The 22434-nt window shown below is 50.0% G+C and carries 18 protein-coding genes and 4 pseudogenes; 14 read left to right on the top strand and 8 right to left on the bottom strand.

Annotated features, from left to right (window positions below):
• The 3 genes from RCA23_RS13485 to RCA23_RS13475 are packed head-to-tail and all read right to left on the bottom strand — an operon-like array spanning position 1 to position 2964.
• The gene (locus RCA23_RS13485; protein WP_044050747.1) at positions 1-1506 is read right to left on the bottom strand and encodes a tripartite tricarboxylate transporter permease; all 1506 of its coding nucleotides are present in this window, start codon (positions 1504-1506) and stop codon (positions 1-3) included.
• Position 1507: 1 nt separating this feature from the next.
• Complete coding sequence (locus tag RCA23_RS13480; protein WP_044050746.1) at positions 1508-1996, bottom strand: tripartite tricarboxylate transporter TctB family protein; 489 nt, start codon at positions 1994-1996, stop codon at positions 1508-1510.
• Positions 1996-2964, bottom strand: coding sequence for a Bug family tripartite tricarboxylate transporter substrate binding protein (locus tag RCA23_RS13475; RefSeq protein ID WP_044050745.1), 969 nt, complete (start codon positions 2962-2964; stop codon positions 1996-1998). The genes RCA23_RS13480 and RCA23_RS13475 overlap by 1 nt, the downstream gene beginning before the upstream one ends.
• Positions 2965-3065: 101 nt before the next feature.
• Here RCA23_RS13475 and RCA23_RS13470 point away from each other — a divergent pair, with 101 nt between their 5' ends.
• From RCA23_RS13470 to RCA23_RS13455, 4 genes and pseudogenes are all read left to right on the top strand, one after another.
• Positions 3066-3734 (top strand): response regulator transcription factor, encoded by a 669-nt coding sequence (locus tag RCA23_RS13470; protein WP_044051596.1) that lies wholly within the window; start codon positions 3066-3068, stop codon positions 3732-3734.
• Between the two features lie 23 nt (positions 3735-3757).
• The gene (locus RCA23_RS13465; RefSeq protein WP_236631365.1) at positions 3758-5122 is read left to right on the top strand and encodes a sensor histidine kinase N-terminal domain-containing protein; all 1365 of its coding nucleotides are present in this window, start codon (positions 3758-3760) and stop codon (positions 5120-5122) included.
• Positions 5092-6123 carry an ABC transporter substrate-binding protein gene (locus RCA23_RS13460; RefSeq protein WP_044050743.1) on the top strand — a complete coding sequence of 344 codons (1032 nt, stop codon included), beginning with the start codon at positions 5092-5094 and terminating at the stop codon, positions 6121-6123. Before RCA23_RS13465 ends, RCA23_RS13460 begins: the two co-directional genes overlap by 31 nt.
• 11 nt (positions 6124-6134) lie before the next feature.
• Positions 6135-6482, top strand: a pseudogene (locus RCA23_RS13455) (integrase core domain-containing protein); the annotation flags it as partial.
• A gap of 75 nt (positions 6483-6557) precedes the next feature.
• On the opposite strand, the gene RCA23_RS16095 reads toward RCA23_RS13455, so the two are convergent.
• Entirely contained in the window at positions 6558-7577 is a 1020-nt protein-coding gene (locus tag RCA23_RS16095) for a glycosyltransferase family 10 domain-containing protein (protein WP_052377196.1), read from the bottom strand.
• Between the two features lie 317 nt (positions 7578-7894).
• Between RCA23_RS16095 and RCA23_RS16320 the strand changes: the two are divergent.
• Positions 7895-8002, top strand: a pseudogene (locus RCA23_RS16320) (IS6 family transposase); the annotation flags it as partial.
• Positions 8003-8231: 229 nt separating this feature from the next.
• Here RCA23_RS16320 and RCA23_RS13440 read toward each other — a convergent pair.
• The 3 genes and pseudogenes from RCA23_RS13440 to RCA23_RS17045 all read right to left on the bottom strand — a co-directional run.
• Positions 8232-8717, bottom strand: coding sequence for a hypothetical protein (locus tag RCA23_RS13440; protein ID WP_044050741.1), 486 nt, complete (start codon positions 8715-8717; stop codon positions 8232-8234).
• A 1-nt stretch (position 8718) separates the two neighbouring features.
• A complete protein-coding gene (locus RCA23_RS13435; protein WP_169701419.1) occupies positions 8719-9105 on the bottom strand; it encodes a hypothetical protein in 387 nt (128 codons plus the stop codon).
• 746 nt (positions 9106-9851) lie between these two features.
• A pseudogene (locus RCA23_RS17045) lies at positions 9852-10043 on the bottom strand (integrase core domain-containing protein); the annotation flags it as partial.
• A 365-nt stretch (positions 10044-10408) separates the two neighbouring features.
• Here RCA23_RS17045 and RCA23_RS13430 point away from each other — a divergent pair.
• The 9 genes and pseudogenes from RCA23_RS13430 to RCA23_RS17040 form a co-directional block, all read left to right on the top strand.
• Positions 10409-11881, top strand: a complete 1473-nt coding sequence (locus tag RCA23_RS13430) for an aldehyde dehydrogenase family protein (protein WP_044051593.1) — start codon at positions 10409-10411, stop codon at positions 11879-11881.
• The gene (locus RCA23_RS13425; RefSeq protein ID WP_044050739.1) at positions 11878-12612 is read left to right on the top strand and encodes a hypothetical protein; all 735 of its coding nucleotides are present in this window, start codon (positions 11878-11880) and stop codon (positions 12610-12612) included. Before RCA23_RS13430 ends, RCA23_RS13425 begins: the two co-directional genes overlap by 4 nt.
• 10 nt (positions 12613-12622) lie before the next feature.
• Positions 12623-14116, top strand: coding sequence for a tripartite tricarboxylate transporter permease (locus tag RCA23_RS13420; RefSeq protein ID WP_044050738.1), 1494 nt, complete (start codon positions 12623-12625; stop codon positions 14114-14116).
• A 26-nt stretch (positions 14117-14142) separates the two neighbouring features.
• Complete coding sequence (locus RCA23_RS13415; RefSeq protein WP_044050737.1) at positions 14143-15084, top strand: tripartite tricarboxylate transporter substrate-binding protein; 942 nt, start codon at positions 14143-14145, stop codon at positions 15082-15084.
• Between the two features lie 64 nt (positions 15085-15148).
• Positions 15149-15880, top strand: coding sequence for a glutamine amidotransferase-related protein (locus tag RCA23_RS13410; protein WP_052377194.1), 732 nt, complete (start codon positions 15149-15151; stop codon positions 15878-15880).
• The gene (locus tag RCA23_RS13405) at positions 15870-17105 is read left to right on the top strand and encodes a cytochrome P450 (RefSeq protein ID WP_044050736.1); all 1236 of its coding nucleotides are present in this window, start codon (positions 15870-15872) and stop codon (positions 17103-17105) included. The genes RCA23_RS13410 and RCA23_RS13405 overlap by 11 nt, the downstream gene beginning before the upstream one ends.
• A 1-nt stretch (position 17106) precedes the next feature.
• The gene (locus tag RCA23_RS13400) at positions 17107-18384 is read left to right on the top strand and encodes a type I glutamate--ammonia ligase (protein ID WP_052377192.1); all 1278 of its coding nucleotides are present in this window, start codon (positions 17107-17109) and stop codon (positions 18382-18384) included.
• A gap of 154 nt (positions 18385-18538) precedes the next feature.
• The gene (locus tag RCA23_RS13395) at positions 18539-19768 is read left to right on the top strand and encodes a Tm-1-like ATP-binding domain-containing protein (protein ID WP_044050735.1); all 1230 of its coding nucleotides are present in this window, start codon (positions 18539-18541) and stop codon (positions 19766-19768) included.
• Between the two features lie 71 nt (positions 19769-19839).
• A pseudogene (locus RCA23_RS17040) lies at positions 19840-19926 on the top strand (IS6 family transposase); the annotation flags it as partial.
• A 213-nt stretch (positions 19927-20139) separates the two neighbouring features.
• Here the strand turns inward: RCA23_RS17040 and RCA23_RS13390 are convergent.
• The gene (locus tag RCA23_RS13390; protein WP_044050734.1) at positions 20140-22434 is read right to left on the bottom strand and encodes a TRAP transporter permease; all 2295 of its coding nucleotides are present in this window, start codon (positions 22432-22434) and stop codon (positions 20140-20142) included.

The following is a 22434-nucleotide window of genomic DNA, read 5'->3' as shown; positions in this document are numbered from 1 at the left end:
TTAACCTTTTATGGCTTGCGGTTTTGTCAGTATTTTACGCAAAAACATCGGTGCGACAAAGCCCGCAATTGCCGCGATCCAAAAACCTATCGCAATGGGTGAGCTGAACAAATACATAACATCCCCGTCGGACAATGTCATTGCACGACGTAAAGCGTTTTCCATATGACCACCCAGAAGAATGCCAAGGATCACTGGCACCGTAGGAATATCCAGCTTGCGCAGGATGTATCCCAGCATACCAAATCCCACCATCATCAGCAGATCAAAGTAACTGCCTGACAGGGAATAAATGCCTACGAATGACACCATGGTGACGCCGGGCAATAGAACCCATGCCGGAACTGTCAGGATTTTCACGAAAATTTTGACCATGGGCACGTTCATCAACAGCAAAACAAAGTTGGCGATTAGCAATGATGCAATAAGGCCCCAAACAACCTCGGGCCGTTCGGTAAATAATGTTGGTCCAGGCGTAATATTTAACGTCATCAATAGTGCCAACAAAACCGCGGTGGTGCCTGAACCTGGCACACCCAAGGTTAGCATTGGCACCAAGGCACCTCCAGCAGCTGCATTGTTTCCGGCCTCTGGTGCGGCGATACCTTTTGGCACGCCAGTGCCAAAGCCGCCTTTTTCACCGGCAATGGATTTTTCCGTCATATAGGCCAAGAATGATCCGAGCGAGGCACCCGCGCCGGGCAAGATGCCTGCAATGAAACCAACGCCAGAAGAGCGCAGCATAGTCCATTTGGTGGAAAAGATATCAGCCCAAGGGATGCGCACTTTGTCCAGTGTTACACCGATAGACGACCCTTTGCCGTGGCTTTCGATAAACAAGAATACCTCAGAAATAGCAAATAAGCCGACGATGGCGACAAGAAAATCAACGCCGTCATAAAGGTGCAGATTGCCCCCCGTAAGGCGCGGCAAGCCGGATGAGGTATCGACACCGATCATTGCAATACCTAGGCCCAAACAAGCAGCAATTGCTGATTTGGCCTGATTGTTTGATGCCATGCCGCCAAGCGTGCAGAAGGCTAATAAATACAGCGCGAAATATTCGGCAGGACCGAATAAAAAAGCGACACGCGCTAGCGACGGGGCCAAAAGCATCAGCCCGATTGTGGCTAGGAGCGCTCCTACAAATGAGGCAACGCCTGATAATACCAAGGCGTCCCCTGCGCGCCCCGCTTTGGCCATGGGATACCCATCAAGGGTTGTCATCAACGCAGGTTCATCGCCCGGGATATTTAACAAAATAGACGAAATGCGCCCTCCATACATGGCGCCGTAATAAACCGAGGTCATCAATACCAAGGCACTGGTTGCATCAAGGCCAAGGGTAAAGGTGATTGGAATCAGAATGGCCACGCCATTAGATGGGCCAAGGCCCGGCAATGCACCGATCACCGTGCCAAGAAAACAGCCACATACAGCCAACATCAGCGTGTAAGGTGACAATGCAACGCTAAAACCAAGCGCGAGATTAGCAAGAATATCCACGTCAGTGCCCCACAAATGGAATAAGAACTGAAATTGCTTCCCACAGTTTTGCGGGGGTCGGAATACGGTAAGCTACGATGTTGCCAAGGCCTAAGAGGAACTTGAACAAAACGAACAATCCTAACGACAAGCCCACACCGGAAAATAGAGCAGGTAACTTGCGTGGGGAAATTTGATAGCTGACGATGCCTGCTGCAAATGCAGTCGGAAAAATAAAACCAAGGGGTTTCAGAAAAATGGAATATAGCGCCAGAACAGCAACGGCGATGGCCATATTTTTCCAAGCTCTGGATGCCGGCCATTCAGGTTCTGGGTCTGGTTTGAAAATCATCACCAGCGCTGAGATCGCCGCCACCGTGCCAATCATAATTGGAAAAAGTTTAGGCAGGTACTGGCCTGAGAAAAAGTTTGTTTGAATCTGAGTGGCGGCCGCGATGTACGCGACCGCCGTGATCAGAGTGACCAAACCAAAAATTCGGTCAGAGGCCATTACTGAATAACTCCCAGCTCTTTTGACATGGCGTTGATATCGGCCACCAGGCCGTCAACATAACCTTGGAAGTTGCCACCAACTTTGGTGAATGGCGCTAAACCATTTGCGGCCATAGCTTCTTTCCACTCAGCGCTGTCTGCAACCATTTGCAATTTGTCAGCCCATGAATTGAATGTATCGTCCGACACACCTTTTGGAACATAAAGACCACGCCAGTTCACAGCCACAACCGAGTAACCCTGTTCAGTTGCCGTTGGGATGTCTTCAAAACCTGGCACTCGTTCATCTGTAAGGACCGCAATGACACGGATGTCACCATTGGCCAAGAACGATACAACTTCTGACATGTCGCCAGTCATAGCTTGAGTAAAGCCTCCAACTGTTTGTGTGATCGCATCTGCACCACCATCAACACCGATATATTTGATTTTGGTGATGTCGGTGAAACCGGCTTCTTTTAGAACCATCAACGGCTTCAAGTGATCAAAGCCACCGACCGCAGAACCGCCAGCAAAGGCAACTGAACCCGGATCAGCAAGGATTGCGTCCACCAGATCTTTCAGCGAATTATAAGGGCTGTCAGCCGCAACCGCAATGATGCCGGGATCGGCTCCGATGGCACCCACAAAGCGAACCTCGTCAGCCGTGCGACCAGCGTAAGCATTTTGTGCCAGACGTGTTGTTGTAGCAGAGGATGCCGCGATGATTAGATCGGCGTCGTCGTTCCGTTCGTTTACAACTGTGTTGAAGGCCAAGCCGCCGCCCGCACCGGGCATATTGGTAACTTGAACTGGTTTATCAACAGCACCAATATCGTACATGATTTTGCCGATTTGACGGCATGTGAAATCCCAACCACCACCTGGGTTTGCTGGGGCGATACATTCAGCCGCGGATGCAGCAGAAGCCACACCAACAGTAATTGCCGCGCTGGTTGCCAGCGCTTTGAAAAAGCGATTTGTCATTAGTTCCTCCCATTTGACATAGGCGGGGTTCCCCGCACATGGTGACAACAGAACCAGGAAAGCTGACAGCAACCTGTCACCATGAACGAAAGTGGAAATTGATGCGATTTCTCTTGGTAGAAGATAATGCCCAACTGGCTCGTGCCGTCTGCGAGCGTTTTGCATTGGATGGTCATGCGGTGGATCACGCCGCTGGGCTTATTGATGCCAGTGCTTTTGTCGATACAACCGATTACAATCTGATTTTGCTTGATATTATGTTGCCAGATGGTGATGGTCGCGATTTTTTGGCGCGCCACAGGCTGGCCAAAAACAAAACGCCTGTGATCGTTTTGACAGCCCGCTCGCAAGTTTCAGATCGCATAACATTGTTGGATTTGGGCGCCGATGATTATGTCACGAAACCTTTCGATTTCGCCGAATTAGAAGCAAGATGTCGCGCTGTTTTGCGTCGGCAAGGCGGGGCGGCACAGAATCGTCTGGAATTTGCCGGCGTGATTTTAGATCCGCAAGAGGCAACTTTAATTGCCAATGACAACATTCAGAATTTGCGAAACCGTGAATTACGGCTTGTTGAGATATTTTTTGCCGCACCCGCGCAAATTTTTTCCAAGAACCATCTTATCGACCGTCTGTTTTCGCTGTCTGAGGATGTCTCTGAAAATGCGATCGAAGTATATGTAGGGCGGATTCGTAAAAAGCTGGCTGGCACGCGCGCGGAAATAGAAACAGTGCGCAGTTTGGGTTATCGTTTGGTCGCAAGGCCATGACGGGCCTTTTGCCAAAAGGTTCTATGCAGAGACGTTTGGTAATCCAATTGTCGTTGATCGCGTTGCTATTGTCGCTGGTATTGTTCTTGATCGTACGTGGCATGGCCGAACGAGCAGCGGCTGATACCCAGGACAATATTTTGGCGGCTTCAGCGACGTCGATTGCCGATGCACTTTTTGTCGAGGGCGGACAGGTGCGGCTGGAATTGCCTTATTCAGCGTTGTCCATGTTGGGTACTATCAGCGAAGATCGCGTGTTTTACAGTGTATTGGTGGATGGTGAAACATTGACAGGCTATGATGATCTGGTGGTCAAAGCGGCGCTGGCCGTACCTAATCAGCCGGAATTTTCCACCTTTGAGTATCGCGGTGAACAGGTCCGCGCCGTGGTTGTAACACGCCTTGTCGGCAGCCAAAGCCAACAGGCATTGGTGCGCACCGTCGTGGCGCAGACCCGTCTTGGGCTGGTACAAATATCGTCGCGCATCACGCTTTGGGCGGTGGCAATTGGCATCGTTTTTTTCTTCGTTGCCGCCGGGCTGAGCCTATGGGCCGCCCACAGCGCACTTGCCCCGCTCAATCGTGTGGCCGGTTCTGTGACCCGCCGCGGACCCAGCGATCTACGCGCGGTTCAAACACAGGCACCGGCGGAATTGGTGCCGTTAATCACCGCGTTAAATTCGTTGATCGCGCGGCTGAAATCCAGCCTTACCCGATCTGAGGATTTCATCGTCGAAGCCGCGCATCGCGTGCGCACGCCATTGGCGACGGTGCGTACACAAGCCGAGGTGATCCACCGCGGATTAGAAAAATCCAAAAACAAAACGGCCTTGCGGGAAATGATCCGCGCCATTGATGAAAGCTCGCGGTCGGCTGGGCAACTGCTGGATCACGCGATGGTGAATTTCCGAGCCGATCAGCTTCAAACCGAGGCCTTAGATTTGCGCAAATTGACGGCAGAAACCGTTGAGCGCCTGTCGCCCACGGCGGAACTAAAGGATATTTCAATAATAATGCAGGATCAGGGCGGCGATTTCGGCTTTGATGGTGACCCGATCATGTTGCAAAACGCATTGCGAAATATCTTGGACAATGCAATAAAATATTCGTTCTCCGAAAGTGACATCACAGTTGCTCTTGGTCGTGATGCTCATAACTACATTATCAGTTTTGCCGATCAAGGCCGAGGTTTTGCCGGGGCTAATTTGAGCGACCATTTACAGCGATTTAAACGTGGCACAAACGTCAAGGACATCGTTGGTTCTGGTCTTGGTTTAACCATTGTTGATGAGGTTGCCCGTGCCCATGGCGGACGTGTCAAAATTAACAATAATACAGACACCAAAGGAGGCGGCGCATGCGTGTCACTTTATTTTCCATTGGTATGATTTTAAGCTCTTTTCACCCAAGTTTCGCTTTTGAGGTCGAGGATCGCCGCCTGTACACGGCACCCATGCCCACGCAAACCATAAGGGTGATCTCAACCGCCGACATTGCCGCCTTTGATCCATTGATCCGCACGTTTCAATCAATCAATCAAGGGATCACAGTTGATTATACTGTGGCCAGTAGCACCGAGGTAATGGCGGCAATTTATGAGGAGGGTGCGCCTTTTGATCTGGTGATTTCATCGGCCATGGATTTGCAAACCAAACTGGTCAATGACGGGTTTGCACAACAGTATGTTTCGTCCCAAACCGCGCAACTTCCGGGGTGGGCTAAATGGCAGGACCAGCTGTTTTCTTTTACCCAAGAACCTGCGGCTTTGGTTATTTCAGACGCGCTTTTTGCAGGATTGGAAATACCAAAAAACCGTGAACAGCTGATCGATTTGTTGCGCGTGCACCCAGAGATTTTTGATCAACGCATCGGCACTTATGACGTGCGCACCTCGGGCCTTGGGTATTTGTTTGCTACGCAAGATAGCCGCAATACCGACAGTTTTTGGCGTTTGACCGAGGTGATGGGCCGTCTTAACACCCAGCTTTATTGTTGTTCCGGGGCAATGATCGACGACGTTTACCAAGGTCGTTTGGCGCTGGCTTATAATGTGCTGGGCTCTTATGCGGAAAATCGGCTGGCGCATGAACCGGGCATCACGATTGTGCCGATGCAAGATTATGTCACGGTGATGATGCGCACCGCATTTATTCCGCAATACGCGCAATATCCGGATGTTGCTGGGCGTATGATAGATTTTCTATTGTCTAAACCAACTCAGGAAAGCTTGGCTGAAACAACTGGCTTGCCACCAGTTTTTGATGGTGCATCCGACAAACAAAAGGCGCTGCGCCCCATTCGTCTGGGCCCGGGATTGTTGGTGTTTTTGGATCGTTTGAAAAGACAAGCCTTCTTACGCAATTGGGAAAATTCGATACGCCAAGAATAGAAATCTTAGGGCACTACATTGATCCGGGAAAGCCGCAGTAGAATGCCTTCATCGAGTCATTCAATGGCAGCCTCCGGGACGAGTTGCTGAACGAGGAGATGTTCGACAGCCTGGAAGATGCCCGGCGAGAGCTGGCGCTCTGGCGATATGACTACAATAACGTCAGGCCGCACTCATCGCTCGCCAACCAAACACCCGCAGAAGCGCGTCGGACGCTTGAGCAATTTGAGGGCTCCGCGCCCGACGCGCTTGCCCAAACCAACGACGAAGACTATAAAACCCAAATCCGCAAACTCTCGTTATCAATGAGGGAGCCTCGGGGGGCAGGTCAGAACATTTGTTGCCCAAGCCGCCAATGAGTTTTGTTATAATCATATCGCGTCTTTTCTAGTTGATGCCAAAAGCCCTAGCGCTTCGAAATCAATGGTGACTTTCTATTTTGATAACATGGTTTCTATAAAAAATAGAAGGCGTGTATGGGGTCTTCTTTTAATACGCAAGCGTCTGAATTTTTTAGACCCGAAAGGCAGCATTACTTTGCCATGCAATTGCGGGCTTGCTGGCTGACCATGCTCTCCAGATTTGATCTGCTCAATAATTCTGACCAGTGCAGGAAATCTATTGTGATAGGTAAGGCACAAATCGCGCGCCTCTTTTAATTCGGCTTTGTATTTCAGATCATATCTTTCCGAGATTGCCGTTTTTATCAGTGAAATCGAAGCATCGTAATCTTCCAAATCTATTTGTAAAAACGAGTTTTTTGGGAAGTATTGATCTAAATTTTTACAGCCATAATATATTGGATAGGTGCCAGCTAGAAAACAATCTGTAATTTTTTCTGTAAAATATCCATCGTAACTTGAGTTCTCAATTGCTATGTGGAAGCGATAATCTCTTAGCGACTCTAACTTGTCGTCCATGGACACAAAGCCACAACCAAAAAAATCTAATTTGTTACCAAAATCAGCTTTTAATCGCTTTGCGAATTCTATGCGTTTTCTGTGCGCCTCTGTGAAAGCTTTATTGGATGTTACGATTGAAATATTTTTGGTTTTCTCTTCGAAAAATATCTGTTCCATCTGCTCATAGGATAGCAAGCCACGATCATCTTCTGCGTCAGGTTGCCAGCCAATATACCAGTTTAGAAGAGGAGGGCTTTGTATCACGCCATTGCGATAAGCATGTTTTACATGTGTTAGCAACCAGCCGAATTGATCCGTAAATTTTCTATGATATGCAAATACACTCTGTGGCTCTGTCGTGATGTGAATAGTGTTTTCAACAGGGCATTTGGGTGACATAATTTCATGCAAATCGTAAAAGGCTACGAGATAATCATAGGGTTGATCATCAGCATTAAAAATGAATTTATAACCTCCCCATTCAGGCGATTGATTGGGGAATTGCCTGAGCCAAGGAACTCGGTGTGGAGTGGAAATGTTGATAGTGCACATGTCGATTGCTCTCCTTCTTACCAGTTAGAATCTTTTCATCGAGTTCACACCGGCTCATGCAATTACAACAGGTATCGAGCTAAATTTTAGAGATCACACCTGATTGAATTTTGCTCACTGATCGTTTTGTCCAGTTTTCCCAATAAAATGTATAAAACCATGTTCTTTTGTTATTTAAAGCTAGGGGCTTAGTTATCTTTTTGCGCATTTGAACAGCTTGTTCAATGAAATTGTATTTGGCAGTCTCCTACCACATCCAGGGCACTGTCAGACAAAACGAGCTTGAGACGGGGCGGGAGGCTTTATATCCTCTCCGCATGACAAAACACGCCCCATTCAGGTACGTCAAAACAAGCCCAGGGATCATCCACCTGGCTGTGATGCTTTATGTTCGGTTTCCGCTTTTGCGCCGTAATGTGGAGGATTAATTGAGAGCCTTTGTCTGTCCGAGGACCGCTTTCGGGACCGCTTTTTGAAACCGAAACCAATCTAAGTAACTGATTAAATACTATATTGCTGAAGTCATTTTGCCGTGTGAGGCGCCATTCAAGAAATTGAAAATAAACGATAAAAGAAAAAGAACCTCTCGATGTCGGAGTCATTTCCAAACGTTTTTCAAACACAAGAGTGTTTAGTGATCGCTTGTTTCCACTACTAAGAACCCAAAGAGCGGCGTTGATTGGAAATGCGTTGCAACATGAGTGGAAGCCGCGCTGACCAGCAAAAAGTCAAAATACCTATAGCTGCGGTGGCACTGGCAAGAATACGAATGTGAAGTTCGTCAAAATCAGTTGTCTCACCAGCAGTAAGCCACTTGAAGGCAAGAGCTAAGAAAAGTGCCAAATAGTAAATTCGAAACAACATTAATTGTCCGAGTGCCATATCTTCATCATCTTGCTTTACGAGTTTCGTCATTCGTGAAGCCTCATCGCTGTCTTTTGCGTTGTCTTGCGTAACCGAGAAAGGCGAACTCAGCACAGCAATTACCGCAAGAGATACGCCGATTAGTATCGAAACTATCGTAGCTAGCAAATCGATTACACCTGCAAATTTCTCTGCATCACAAAAGGCAAAATACCCCGCTGAAGCCGCAATTGAGAGACTAACAATTAGCCAGAATATGGAACTACGTGCTGCCATGTCAGGCTCCAAGCGATCCATCACTTGCCAAAGCCTTGTAGTATTCCTCTAGTTCCATTTTAGCATTTTCGAATGAATAGCTATTGGCGTGCCGTCGAAGTTGCACTGATTTTGATTTACGCAAATTTGAGTTGGAAATCTTAGTTTTATCTTCGAGGACGATTGTGAAATGATCGGATGAACCTGCAATCATCAATTCTTTTCCAATTGCCGTGAGCCATGCATCCTTTGGGATTTCATCGCGTTCGAATCTTCCGCGCTTAAGTGTCATTCGGCCAATCGCATTTGCACGCTTTCTAAGCTCAGCATCTTGTGCTGGCATAGCAAGAATCATTCGCATAATGCGAGAGCCAGCTTGATCCCTAGTGGATATGTTTAGATTTTCCATAAACGAGGTAATAGAAAAATCTACTTACTTCACACCAACGGTCGCAATCTGCTCTAACGTTGTTTTGTCTGGTACATCCGCAATTTTCATTTTTACATCCTGACCCAAAACATCTCCCTTTTGTGCCAACTGTAGCACATTGCTAGCCAATGTTCCCTTTTTGTTCTTAACGTTGCAAGCGACTATATGATCTCTAACAACATAAAATACGATCTCTTCCTTTAAGAAGTCTTGTTTGGATGAAAAAATTCTTCAACCGCCGCGCTATTATCTGTCGTATCCAAGTTGATGACACCGATAGCACCTTGTTCAAATTCAAGAATTCGAACAAAATACCCTCACCGCTGTTTGCCTCTTCAAAGCCTGCAAATAGTTGGTTGGAAACTAGATCTACCGTGACGATTCTATCTTGCGCTTTAGGTAATTTTAAAAATGCATTCCTTAATGTATTTTCGAGCGTATCGTTGAAGCCTTCATTGAAATATGCTCGTTGCAGGGAAAGCGTTTTTGTTCTGAATGACATTGATAACCTTATAATTAAATCTCGAATATTCACGTATACTCGCGCATAGGATGTAATGAGTCAAATGTACTGCGCTGATACCTAGAGCACTCTAACACTGATGGGTATCCGAGTTTTCGAGAGTTTCTAATTGAGTTTGATTATATAGTCCGTATTCCAAAATGAAATTTCAGAACAGCAATGTAGCCGTCCCTGTGAGGTTACATGAGAAGGCATTCAGGCTTCATTTCCGCAATCCAACTTTGTAACGGTTGGAATTCTTGTCTAGCCCCAATTTCTGTACCATAAATTCGCGTTTCTTTAATAAGGTTTCAGGAACAGGCGGTCGCATACCAAGCGCGTGGTATGGCCTGATGTGATTGTATTCTTTAAGCCAGATGTTGATAGCAACCTGGGCCTGTTTGACGCTGTAGAACCACGTAGAATTTCCTCATTTGATACTTGATTTGTGAGTCCATTTTCGCCACGCGCCCGCCCGCCTGCGCATCGCTGCAAACAGGTTTGCTTTGGCACGGGGTTGCGCGGCTGTTTGCGTGTTGTGGCCGTAGTTGTCCACTGAAGGCGCCACAAGGGCTGGGTGTTGGGCTAGGTTGGGCGTGTGGGGCTGCCGGAGTTCAGGCTGCGCTAGCAATCTGATGCGAGTTCTCATTCGTCTGACAGCTCTGAGCGGTCAATTGCTTGCGCTGTCAATTCCGAAATACTTGACTGTTAAAGCACATGCGTCATTGTGGAATCCATAGCCCATTGGGGCACAGGTTTATTCATGTGATGGACGGTGGAATGCGCCAGAACGAGATCGATGATTTACGGGTTCGGCTCGTTTCACCTCCTAAAATGATAATTGGTGGCGCCAGTGTTAATGCTGTTTCCGAAGCCGTTTTGGATGTGGTTTCACCAATTGATGGCTCGCTTTTGGCAAAGTTACCAGATGCCTCGGAGGCGGATGTGGCGGATGCGGTCGCGGCTGCGCGCAGGGCGTTTGAAACGGGTTCTTGGGCGAAAATGGCTCCGGCTGCCCGAAAGAAAATCCTGCTGGATTGGGCACAGTTGATTGATGATCACGCGCTTGAATTGGCCGTGTTAGGCGTGCGCGATAATGGCACTGAAATTTCCATGGCGATTAAGGCGGAGCCAATGTCCGCCGCAAATACAATCCGCTATTATGCTGAAGCCATCGATAAGATTTATGGTGAAGTCGCGCCAACCGATGCTTCTACATTGGCCATGATCCTAAAAGAACCCATTGGTGTCGTGGGTGCCATTGTGCCATGGAATTTCCCGCTGATGATATCCGCCTGGAAGATCGCGCCGGCGTTGGCGATGGGAAATAGTGTTGTCTTAAAGCCTTCTGAGATTGCCTCACTCTCTGCTCTGCGATTGGTGGAATTGGCGCATGAGGCTGGCCTGCCCGATGGTGTTTTGAATGTGGTGACCGGGCAAGGCGCTGTCGCAGGACAGGCGTTGGCAAGGTCCATGGATGTCGATTCTTTGGTTTTTACGGGATCCGGCCGCGTTGGGCGACTGCTGTTGGAACATGCCGCACAGACCAATCTCAAGCGTGTCTATTTGGAGCTTGGGGGTAAATCGCCGCATGTGGTTTTTGAGGACACCGATGACTTAGAGGCGGCGGCACAGGCCGTCGTTGCAGGAATTTTTCGAAATTCTGGACAAGTGTGCATCGCAGGCTCGCGGTTGCTGGTCCAAAACAGTATTCATGATGCCTTCGTGGAGAAAATCGTTGCGGTAACTCAGACAATGCGGGTCGGAGATCCACTCAGTCTCGCAACACAGATCGGCGCTATGAGTTCGGAGGCACATTTAAATCGGGTTTTGCAGTCGCTCGAGTCTGTAAAGTCCATTGTCGCGGGTGGTGACAGAATTTTGACAGAAACCGGAGGCTATTACATGCGCCCGGCAATTGTCACCAACATGGGCCCCGAAGATCGGTTGGTGCAAGATGAGGTGTTTGGACCGGTCTTGACCGTCACGCGCTTTACATCAGAAAAGAATGCCATCGATTTAGCCAATGCGACAGAGCTTGGCCTGTCAGCCGGTGTCTGGACATCTCAGTTGAGCCGCGCACATCGGATGGTGTCAGCGCTGCGCGCCGGAGTGGTTCATGTGAATACATATGGCGGAGCCGACAACACAGTGCCTTTGGGGGGATATAAACAATCGGGAAATGGTCAGGACAAATCTCTGCATGCCTTGGATAAATACGTGAACACAAAAACGGCTTGGATTAAGCTATGAGGGCGCCAGTAGATAAAAATAACGACCTGTTTTTGTTTCCAGAGGGGCTGCCATGCACGCAAGCTGAACAATTTCGCAGTGAGTGCCCACCAGACAAAAAAACCAAGGTAGAAGACCTGTTCCAATTCTCGCGGGGACGTGGAGATTTGCATATCTCCATCATTGCAGCCTGTCTTGCCCTGTTCTTTTTCGCAATGTTTTTCACCCAAACCGGCTGGGATAATCGAAAGCTACCCGATGGCGTTGCCAGCTACCTTGCGCATCAATTTGGGTTGATAGATTTGGACGGCAAAATCACAAGGTTCGGCCGTATTCTCAAACAATCTTGGGTTGCGCCCATGTTCTGTCTGACGGTCCTAGTGCCAACGGCGCTTTGGAACTTGCGTGCCTCTTTGAAAGAACATCTTTGGCGCAAAAGGTTTTTGCTTCCAACCAAGGCCAGTTTTGAGGTTGCAAAATACATCGAGGCGTTTGAGTTTGTCATCTATTTCATTGCGTACACAATGCTCGTTCCAATCTTTGGGTATTTACTGGCAACGGTGTTCCTAGGCGTGTTTTTGCCATGGCGCCTTGGCTACCGTGGCCGGGTGTGGGTGCTGCGCAGCTTTTCTTGCAGCGTTGCAGTGGTGATCGTGTTCCGCACATTGCTCCAGATTAAAACGCCCGTATCAATTTGGCTTTATGACCTGATGCCGACACCCCTGCGCGGCTTCTTGTTAACGTATTTTTAGGACCAAGCGCTTGGATGCATTTCTTCTCGGACTTGAAAGCTTGCTGCAACCGGCAGTGCTGCTGGCTATTGTGATTGGCTCGGTCGGGGGCGTTGTGATCGGCGCTGTACCCGGGATTGGTCCAGCCATAGCGATCGCTATTTTGTTGCCCGCAACGGTTTTCCTGGATGATTTGGTGAGCCTTGTGCTGCTTCTGGGGATTTATGGCTCGTCCATGTATGGCGGTGCGATACCTGCGATTTTGATCAATACGCCCGGCACACCCGTGAATGCGCTCACGACCTATGACGGCTATGCTATGACGCGGCGCGGGGCTCCATCGCGCGCGCTGTCATTGGCCTATTCAGCATCGTTTTTTGGCGGGTGTTTTTCTATTGCAGCGGCTTTGATCGCCCTGTTTGCCTTCGGGCCCTATTTGCGTGATTTAGGGGCTTTGTTTGGCCAACGCGATATTCTAATGGCCGCGATACTGGGGGCCGTCTTATTGATTGCCGCACATCGAAAAACCATGGTGATCGCTGCAATGCTGTTCGGTTTTGGGTTTTTGATTGCAATGATCGGGCGCCAGACGACACGGAAAATCGATCGATTTACCTTTGATATTGAGTACCTCTATTCCGGGTTTAATCTTATTGTCGTGATCGTTGGTATCTTTGCGCTGAGCCAAGCTCTGAACTTGATGGTCGGCAAGGATGATGACCCGCCGGAGGCTCGGATTTCTGGGGGGTTATTTACCGGATTCAAAGATCTAATCTCTCATAAGCTCATTGCAATTATATCTGCCTGCTATGGAACCGTCATGGGGATCATCCCGGGCGTTGGTGAATTTGTGGCTCAGTTTTTCAGCTACTCCACAGCGCGCGCCATTTCGAAAGATCCTGCACGATTTGGGCATGGGTCTCCAGAGGGATTGCTGGCCTCGGAGACGTCAAACAATGCGGTGCCTGCGGCCGCAATGATACCGCTCTTGGCACTCGGCGTGCCGGGCGAAGCGCTAACGGCGATGATGATGGTTGTGTTTTTTGACGCTGGAATTAAGCCAGGACCAGATATTTTTGAAAACAACCCAGATTTTTTATTCAGCCTGTTTTCCGCTTTGTTTTTGATCAATGTGTTTGTCCTGATAACTTTGCTTTTTTCGACAAGGTTTATTGCGAAAATGATATATATTCCCAATCGCTTTTTGGGAGCGATGATCATGATCCTGTCCTTTGTTGGTGTTTACTCGATCCGTAACAGCTTTGCAGATTGTATTTTTGCGGTCATTTTTGGCTATATTGGGTTTATTCTGCGGCGCCTGGATTGGCCGCTTGTGCCTATTGTCTTGGGATTGGTCTTAGGCTCTATTATATTGGAGCGCCTCACGGCCGGAGCTGGACAAATAAAAACGGCGTTAGACTTAATCAATCGCCCAGTCTCCGGAACGTTATTCGTGGTGATCCTAATGGTCATGGGGTTCATCATTTGGACGTCGATTAGGAACCGACGAAAACACTTTCAATAATGGCCAAGATAATAGGGAGTTTGAAAATGAAAAAATTAGCAGCAATTGCGGCCTTCTCCGCATCGACGGTCTTGTCTGGGGCGATGCCTGCCCTGGCCGAATATCCAACAACACCCGTTCAATTTGTTGTGCCGTGGCCGCCGGGTGATTTTGAAGACATTCTCACACGGATGATTGCCGCCAAAATGGAGGAAATGACGGGCGTCTCGGCTTCGGTTGTGAACAAACCCGGCGGCGGCGATGGGCCTTTTCCTGGTGCCTTAGAGGTCTTGAATGGTCCGGCAGATGGCTCAATGGTTGGGTCTTTTGTGATTGGTGTTCCAATCGTTGGGCCGATGATCGATATTGGAATTGAGGAAGATAGCTTCACGCCCGTTGGAATCTTTCTCACATACCCCTTTGTATTGGCGGCCTCCGGGGATGCCCCTTACAGCAACATGGCTGAATTGGCCGCCCATGCCCAAGACAACGATGTGGTTCTCGGGCATTTCGGAGCGGGTCTGACGCCAACCAAAGCCTCTTTCGCGGCTGCAAAGAAGATGGGATTTGAATTTGCAGATGACAGCGCCTTTGACATGCTGGATTGCAATACTCTGTCCTCGGGTGATGCTGATGTTATCAATACGACCTTAGCCTTGATTGAGCCATGTTTGGGTGAGATTAATGTTTTGGCCAATATTGGATCAGAGCCGATTGCTAAATTGTCAGGCGTTCAAACCTTGGCGGCGCAATCGGGGATCAATGATCTGGAGCTTTGGAACGGTCTATTTGTGAAAAAAGGCACGCCACAAGAGGTTATTGATAAGCTCGATGAAGTGGCCGCTGCGACCATGGCAAGCGCCGAGGCACAAGCGTTGATGGCGGAAACCGGTGCAAGGGTTTACTGGCAAGATATGGCAGCCTCCAAACAACGTATAGAAACGGATCGTGGAAAGAACGCTGAATTGGGCGCCATTCTGGACAATTAAAACATTGAGGATGGGCGTTCGGCGCCCATCCTTCCTATGAGAGCGCATCAATTGGAGAGCCTGCATGCGGCGCATTAAACTTGGCATTTTGCAAACCAACCATGACAAATCCGTCGAGGTGGGCGATGCTTTTCCAGATGACGCGCACCGCTTCCGCGACCTTTTCGATCTACAAGATGAGCGCTTCACTTATCGAATATACATGACCATTGGCGGAGAAGTGCCTCAGGATTTGGATGAGCAAGACGCCTATATGATCACAGGTAGCCCGCTCAGTGTTTTAGATCAGCATGTTTTCACCGATGCCTTATTGGATTTCATTCGCCGCTGTGACGCGACGCAAAAACCTTTGTTGGGCGCGTGTTTTGGACATCAAGCCATTGCACTGGCTCTGGGCGGGACGGTTGAGAGATCAAATCAGGGGTACAATGTTGGTGTCGAAGAAACACGGTTTCATGAAACGAAAGATTGGATGGAGCCACCACGGGACAGCTTGCAGCTTTATGTATTTCATGAAGATCAAGTGACCCGCTTGCCAGAAGGCTGCACGCTTCTAGGATCAAGTGAAAATTGTAACATTGCCAGCTTTGCAAAGGGCGATCATATCATAACCACTCAAGCACATCCTGAATTTACCTACGACTTCATGGCTTGTTTGCTGCGCTTTACAGAGGGTAAAATGCCCACCGCCACCACAAAGATGGCATGGGACAGTTTGGCGCTCGATCAAGATGGATCTGTCTTTGGCTCTTGGGCGACAAATTTTTTCAGGAAGGCTTTGGGCGATGCACGATGATGGATATCTGAACCTCCTAAGCCACGACAGCTTTGCTGGCGGCGTGCCCCACAAGACATTCGCGCGTCTGCGCAAAGACGACCCTCTGCATTGGAATGAAGGGGATGCCGACACCAAAGGCTTTTGGAATCTTACACGACATGCCGATATCGCTTTTGCGAATAAGGAAAACCAGATCTTCAGTTCCGCCCAGGGAATCCGCCTTGAAGACCAAAGCGCCGAGGAATATCTGGCGCGCCGGACGTTTCAAGAAACGGACCCACCCGAGCACACCAAGGTTCGGCGCCTTGTGAATCCCAATTTTGCCAAGCCAATTGTAGGTGAATTTGAACCGGTGATCCGCGAATTGTCGTCAAATATTGTTGATAAGGCCCTTAGAAACACAGAATTTGATGCGGTGGAGGTGATTGCCAAGCAGTTGCCTATGCTAATGCTGGGCCGTATTTTGGGCGTCCCTGATGAAGACTTGGATTGGTTGGTTGAAAAGGGTGATGCGCTGATCGGCAACTCTGATCCTGACTTCACCGAACATGTGATTGACCAAGTGGACACCAGTGCCTACCGAATGATGCCGTTTCGCAGCCCGGCCGGGCTTGAGCTTTACGACTATGCCAGTGATTTATTGTCCAATCGCCGCCCCCTTGCACAGGAGGGGATTTTGGCAAAAATCACAGGTGATGAGAACGGCTTGAATGAATTAGAATTTAAGAATTTTTTCTGCCTTTTGGTGGCCGCGGGCAACGACACAACCCGTTATTCAATCGCGCAGGCCCTCAGCCTATTGGCCCATAATCCAGATCTCATTGCACAACTGAAGACCGGTAAATACTGGGACAGTTGCGCAGATGAATTCATCCGATTGGCCTCCCCAACCATGCATTTCAGGCGCACCGCAACTCAGGATTTTGAGATGCACGGCAAGAAAATTCGCGCAGGGGACAAAGTCCTGTTATGGTTTGTTTCCGGCAGTCGTGACGAAGCCCTCTTTGAAGATCCGAATGAGTGCATATTGGGGCGATCGCCAAATCGGCACCTGGCCTTTGGACAGGGTGGAATTCATGTGTGTTTGGGAATGCATTTGGCCAAACTTGAAGTACGCATTGCAATCGAAGAGCTGGTTAAGCGCGTCGCATCATTTGAGGCAACCGCTGACCCAACCTGGACACGATCCAATTTTATTTGCGGCGTCAAACAACAGCACGTCCGTGTCACAAAGGTAGCTTAAAATGGCTGAGGAGATGTCCCGCACCCGCGTTATGTTCAATGACATGTTGAATCTTCCGCGGGGAAAATATGTTCCGGTCGATGTGGCGGCCGGCGGCAAAATTGGTTTTGCCCGCGGGGCTTTTGCTGTCTCTTATGACCGGGATTTACTACCCGTTCCTGGCTGCGGTGTTTATGACGGGCTGCCTGACATGGATCTCATTTTGGACGCCGAGCGACGCAAGGGCTGGCAGGCCGGCACGGAGATAGCGCTGGGCGATTTACATGTAGATGGTGAACCTTTTGGGCTGTGCCCCCGCTCAACGCTCAAACGTGCGATTAAAGATTGGGAAGCCCTAGGGTTGAGCCCAATGGTGGGTCTCGAGACCGAGGCTTATATCTTTCAACGTGACCAAGATGGTATTTGGCGTCCCTATGAAACGCCTGGAGCTTTCGTTTACGGAACAGGCCCTGAAAATGATCCACGGGGTGTCATGGACGATATCTGGGAGGCCGCTCATCACGCAGAAATCCCCATCGAAAGCATGAACGGAGAATATGACAATGGACAGTTCGAACTGACATTGCGGTTCGATCATGCGCTTAAAGCCTGTGATGACGCCTTTCTGATGAAGACATTGGCAAGAGAAATCGCACTGAAAAAAGGGCTTTTGCTGACATTTATGCCAAGGCCAGTGCCGGATCGTGGTGGATCGGGGCTCCATGTTAATTTCAGTTTTGTGGGCAAAGACAACCAAAACCAGATTGCTCCAAACGGCGCTTTGTCAGACCTTGGACAACACTGCATCGCAGGGCTGATCCATCACCATGAGGCGCTCGCGGGCCTGCTTGCAGTGACTGTGAACAGCTATGACAGATTGGCCGCTGGAAGCTTGGCTGGGTATTGGGCAAATTGGGCGGAAGATCATCGCTTGGTGACCACACGTTGTTCAACAAGTTCGCCCAAATCGGCGCGTCTTGAACATAGAATGGCCGATTGTGCGACAAGCCCCTATCAGGCTGTGGCCGCTGTATTGCAAGCTGCGCGCTTAGGCGTGGCGGGAAATATGCCACTGCAACCAGCTGAGGATTTAGATGGGTTGGAAAATGTGCGGGAGCGGCGCCACATTCCATCGGGTTTGGACAAATCCTTGGAGGCCTTGGACAAAGATGTGATGTTGCGCCAAGCGGTAGGCGAGGCCTATTGCGATGGGCTGCTCTACCTCAAGCGAGATGAGTTCAAGCGTCTCCTCAACAAAAGTGTCGACGAGATCCGCGACTTTTATTTGCCATTTGTTTAGAATGTCCCGTCTCAGGCCATTTTTTGAGTGAAGGTTTGGGGATTGTACATGGCACCCCCCGGACCCCGTGACATTGGCTCCGAAAAATCCTTGCATAAGATGGATAAATATTTCCTTCTGAGAGCCAAGCGGATCAAACTGTCGGGGCTTTGCAATGATGAACAAGACCATTTTGGTAATTGGCACCTATGACACCAAAGATGACGAGTTAGGGTTTCTGGCCGAAGTGATCCAGGCGCAAGGTGGTCAAGTGGTCACCATGGACGTGTCTGTGTTGGGTGACCCATCCAAGCCTACTGATTATTCCAAACACGATGTTGCGCAAGAAGGTGGAAGTTCGATCCAAGCGGCCGTCGCCTCGGGCAATGAAAACCAGGCAATGCAGATCATGGCCACAGGAGCGGCGTTGTTGGCGGCGCGATTGTTCACCGAAGGTCGATTTCATGGGTTGATTGTTCTTGGCGGCACAATGGGGACAGACCTTGCGTTAGATGTATGTTCCGCAGTGCCGCTTGGGGTGCCGAAATACATTGTGTCCACGGTATCGTTTTCGCCGCTCATTCCAGCGGAACGGTTGGCAGCGGATACGCAAATGATTTTATGGGCCGGGGGGCTTTATGGCCTGAATTCCGTGTGCAAGGCCTCCTTAAGTCAAGCAGCAGGCGCCGTTCTAGGCGCAGCACGCGCGGTGCAAATGCCAGATCCAGATAAACCCTTGATTGGGATGACGTCGCTGGGAACCTCTGCGTTAAAATACGTCATTCCGCTGAAGCCTGCGCTTGAGGCCCGTGGTTTTGAGGTCGCCGTGTTCCACGCAACCGGTATGGGGGGGCGCGCATTTGAAAGCCTCGCAGGACAGGGGGCGTTTGCTTGTGTTTTCGATCTTTGCACACAGGAATTGGGCAACCATGTGCACGGATCCAATATATCTGCTGGAGCGGATCGTTTGACCAATGCCGGCTTAAATGGCACTCCGCAAATCGTGGCGCCGGGATGTTATGATCTTGTGGATATCGTTGGTTGGCAACCTTTGCCAGACAAATGGTCAGATCACTTGAAACACGAACACAATCGCTTGCTGACTTCGATTGTCTTAAATGATGATGAACGCCGGTTGGTGGCGCATGCGCATGGCGCGCAATTGGCCAAAGCAACCGGGCCAGTGGCCATGCTATTGCCTGAGAAGGGTCTGGGAGAATGGGACCGAGCGGGTGCTGATTTACACAATCAGGCTGGACTCAACGCGTTTTTGCTGGAACTGGAACAGACACTGCCAGGCAATGTGATTGCTCACCGGATAGAATGCCACATCAATGACGCGGAATTTGCCGATAAAGCGCTGGAAATTTTTGATGACTGGCGCGCAAAAGGCGTGATCGCGTGATTAACACTTGAGAAGGCACCGTCAAACAAAACAAACTTGAGACGGGGCGGGCGGTTTCAAAGCCTCGCCATATGACAAAACACTCTCCATTCAGATACTTTAAATCGAGCCCAGAAATCATCCGCCTTACGGTATGCTGTTTCCCACTGAGGCCACTCCGAACCGCTTAAGGCGCTACACGGGTCGGGTGTAGGGGACCGATTGGCTGCGTAGGGCTGCCCTAAAGCCACGTCTACTTACGCACCAATTTAAAGCGAAACCGAGCCGCTGCTCTCGCTGCGCGGCGCCAATTATTGAGCGCATAGAGTCAGGCCGCGCCAGCAATCAGATGTGAGTTCTCATTCGTCTGACAGCACCCATTTTTCTTGCAATCAAGCGGCGCGGTCACCCCGTAAAGGGAGTAAGTAGTGGCCTAGGATCAGCATTAGAGCAAGGGCCAGGCCAATCCACATGATCATTGCCGATTTCCACAAAATCAAAACAGCCGCCAACAATCGAAGCGCAACTTCCAAGATGTTCATCGCAACCTTGTCAAACTTGGCCAGAGCCGATGCCATTAGGTACAGCGCAACGGCAATGCGCAACCCAAGTGCGGAAAGGCTGGGCCAGTCCACAGAACCGGAATACCCATCTATCAGGGCGCGTTGGCCTTGATCATTCGTAATGGTCACCGCTTCCTCGATCAGTAAAAGTTCCGGGTACCATGCGAAGACGAACGGGATCGTAAACATGACAATGCCGATACGCACTGCTGCCAAACCGGTGCGCATCGGTTCAGTTCGTGTGATCGAGGCCGCCGCGAACGCAGCAATTGCCACGGGTGGGGTGATCGCAGAGGCTACGGCAAAGTAAAAGACAAACATGTGGGCTGTAAAAAAACTTACACCAAGGTTGGCGAGAAGTGGGCCGAGAAGCAGAGCGACATTCACATAAGCAGGCACAGTCGGCATGCCCATTCCCAAAAGAATCGCACAGCCCATGGCGCAGGTCAGTGCCAGCATCAGATAAACGCCACCTACTATTTTGATATCAAACCCAAAGAGGCTGAGTACCTGGGCCTGTTCTAACCATGTGGTTATGGCACGGGTTAGCTCTCCGGTCAGGCCACTTTCGTTCAGGAACGCCGAAATGATGGAAACTGCGAAGAGTAAAAGAAACAACCGCGAGACTAGGATTCCACCATCCGCCAAGGACAGCAGTATCTTGCTGGGCTTCGCACGGGTTTCGGGATCAAGAAAGAGCAGCGGAACAAGGACGGCCACAGCCCACCATCCAGCAGATACAGCATCACCTGTCGCGTTGACAAGCGTCTGTGTTACGAAGGCGGGTAAAACAGAGGCGACAAAACCAGAGCTAATGACGTCTTTATTCCCGAGCAAAAGTGACAGGATCGTAAAGATCGGAGCGAAGATGATGATAAGGTTCAGCCAGTCCTGTCGCGACATGATCAGGTCGCCCGGGATTTCGCGCATTGCCTTGACGTTCTCACGCCGAGCCTGGAACACGACGGCAAGAAAGATCGAGAAGAAAAAGAACATCGCGGGCAGAAACGCGGCTGTGATGACTTTTGTGTAAGGGACTGCTGTCAAGGCAACCAGGACAAAGGCCGCCACCCCCATGACCGGCGGCATTATCTGCCCACCAGATGAAGCCGCGGCCTCGACGCCGCCAGCAAATTGCGGGCTAAATCCGTTGCGTCGCATCATCGGGATTGTGAGCCGACCTGTTGATAACACATTGGTGACCGGCCCGCCTGTGATGGTGCCAAACATCGCCGACGACACGATGGCCGCATGGGCTGGGCCTCCGCGCAGGCGGCGTGTGGCACGGACCGCCAGCTTGATCAACGAGGTTCCGCCAGCTGAGGTTCCGAAGAGGGCGCCGAGGATCACATAGGGGAACACCTGATTGACCACGATATCCATGAACCGGCCCATAAAGCCATCGGGGGTGATGAACACATTGGTTGCCTTTTGGATTGCTGCGGCGCGCGCGTCGCCACCATCGGCCCCCAACTTGGTCAGTAAGAAATTGTTGTCGCTGAGATCGAACATCCATAGCAGCGCGGTGCCAACGGTGTAGACCACCACCACAGTGGCGACCATGACGAGCGGCAAACCCCAAACCCGCACGTTGTAAAGAAAAAATAGTGAAATGATCGTAAAGAGTAGCGGAATGATCCATATGCCGAACCGCGCCTGACAGGATGGGACTTCCGCCTCGAATGAGATGCCTGGTATAAGCCCCGCTGATCTTTCCGATGCCTCTTGGATCAGGCGCGCCCGCTCTCCCGTGATCTGATCGATGAGACAAAATGAATCGATTTCAACCAGAAACCCTAAGGCGGCTAGGAACGCGGCAAGAATCAGCCCAGCGTCTAGTAACAGACCAAGCCATGCCAAATGGGGCCGGTCTTTCTTCAAGGCACGATAGACACTAGCATCAAGCGCGACAATGACCATCATCACAAGAAAAATAGGCGGGTAGAAGAATTCCGGAGGGAAGCCAGATACTCGAAAAAAGGGACGCCCTGTCAGATCTCTCGCGAGGTCTTGCAGTCCTGGTATTTCCGGCATGGTGTTGATCAGCCCAACCATGACGAGGATGAAGGCTAACACGAGGGCCAGATAGTGGCCTTTGTCTCTCGAGGGCGATTGATCTGACAT

This window comes from Planktomarina temperata RCA23 (genome assembly GCF_000738435.1).
In the GTDB taxonomy this organism is placed as follows: domain Bacteria; phylum Pseudomonadota; class Alphaproteobacteria; order Rhodobacterales; family Rhodobacteraceae; genus Planktomarina; species Planktomarina temperata.
The sequence above is the reverse complement of the archived record's forward strand: the minus strand, read 5'-3'. Positions and strand labels throughout refer to the sequence as shown.

Excerpts from the sequence above, each read along its gene's own strand:
- RCA23_RS13440 (WP_044050741.1), bottom strand. The coding sequence starts at position 8,717 with ATGGCAGCACGTAGTTCCATATTCTGGCTAATTGTTAGTCTCTCAATT.
- RCA23_RS13400 (WP_052377192.1), top strand. The coding sequence starts at position 17,107 with ATGGCTGAGGAGATGTCCCGCACCCGCGTTATGTTCAATGACATGTTG.
- RCA23_RS13395 (WP_044050735.1), top strand. The coding sequence starts at position 18,539 with ATGATGAACAAGACCATTTTGGTAATTGGCACCTATGACACCAAAGAT.
- RCA23_RS13465 (WP_236631365.1), top strand. The coding sequence starts at position 3,758 with ATGCAGAGACGTTTGGTAATCCAATTGTCGTTGATCGCGTTGCTATTG.
- RCA23_RS13475 (WP_044050745.1), bottom strand. The coding sequence starts at position 2,964 with ATGACAAATCGCTTTTTCAAAGCGCTGGCAACCAGCGCGGCAATTACT.
- RCA23_RS13390 (WP_044050734.1), bottom strand. The coding sequence starts at position 22,434 with ATGTCAGATCAATCGCCCTCGAGAGACAAAGGCCACTATCTGGCCCTC.
- RCA23_RS13435 (WP_169701419.1), bottom strand. The coding sequence starts at position 9,105 with ATGGAAAATCTAAACATATCCACTAGGGATCAAGCTGGCTCTCGCATT.
- RCA23_RS13460 (WP_044050743.1), top strand. The coding sequence starts at position 5,092 with ATGCGTGTCACTTTATTTTCCATTGGTATGATTTTAAGCTCTTTTCAC.
- RCA23_RS13425 (WP_044050739.1), top strand. The coding sequence starts at position 11,878 with ATGAGGGCGCCAGTAGATAAAAATAACGACCTGTTTTTGTTTCCAGAG.
- RCA23_RS13415 (WP_044050737.1), top strand. The coding sequence starts at position 14,143 with ATGAAAAAATTAGCAGCAATTGCGGCCTTCTCCGCATCGACGGTCTTG.
- RCA23_RS13405 (WP_044050736.1), top strand. The coding sequence starts at position 15,870 with ATGCACGATGATGGATATCTGAACCTCCTAAGCCACGACAGCTTTGCT.
- RCA23_RS13480 (WP_044050746.1), bottom strand. The coding sequence starts at position 1,996 with ATGGCCTCTGACCGAATTTTTGGTTTGGTCACTCTGATCACGGCGGTC.
- RCA23_RS16095 (WP_052377196.1), bottom strand. The coding sequence starts at position 7,577 with ATGTGCACTATCAACATTTCCACTCCACACCGAGTTCCTTGGCTCAGG.
- RCA23_RS13430 (WP_044051593.1), top strand. The coding sequence starts at position 10,409 with ATGCGCCAGAACGAGATCGATGATTTACGGGTTCGGCTCGTTTCACCT.
- RCA23_RS13470 (WP_044051596.1), top strand. The coding sequence starts at position 3,066 with ATGCGATTTCTCTTGGTAGAAGATAATGCCCAACTGGCTCGTGCCGTC.
- RCA23_RS13410 (WP_052377194.1), top strand. The coding sequence starts at position 15,149 with ATGCGGCGCATTAAACTTGGCATTTTGCAAACCAACCATGACAAATCC.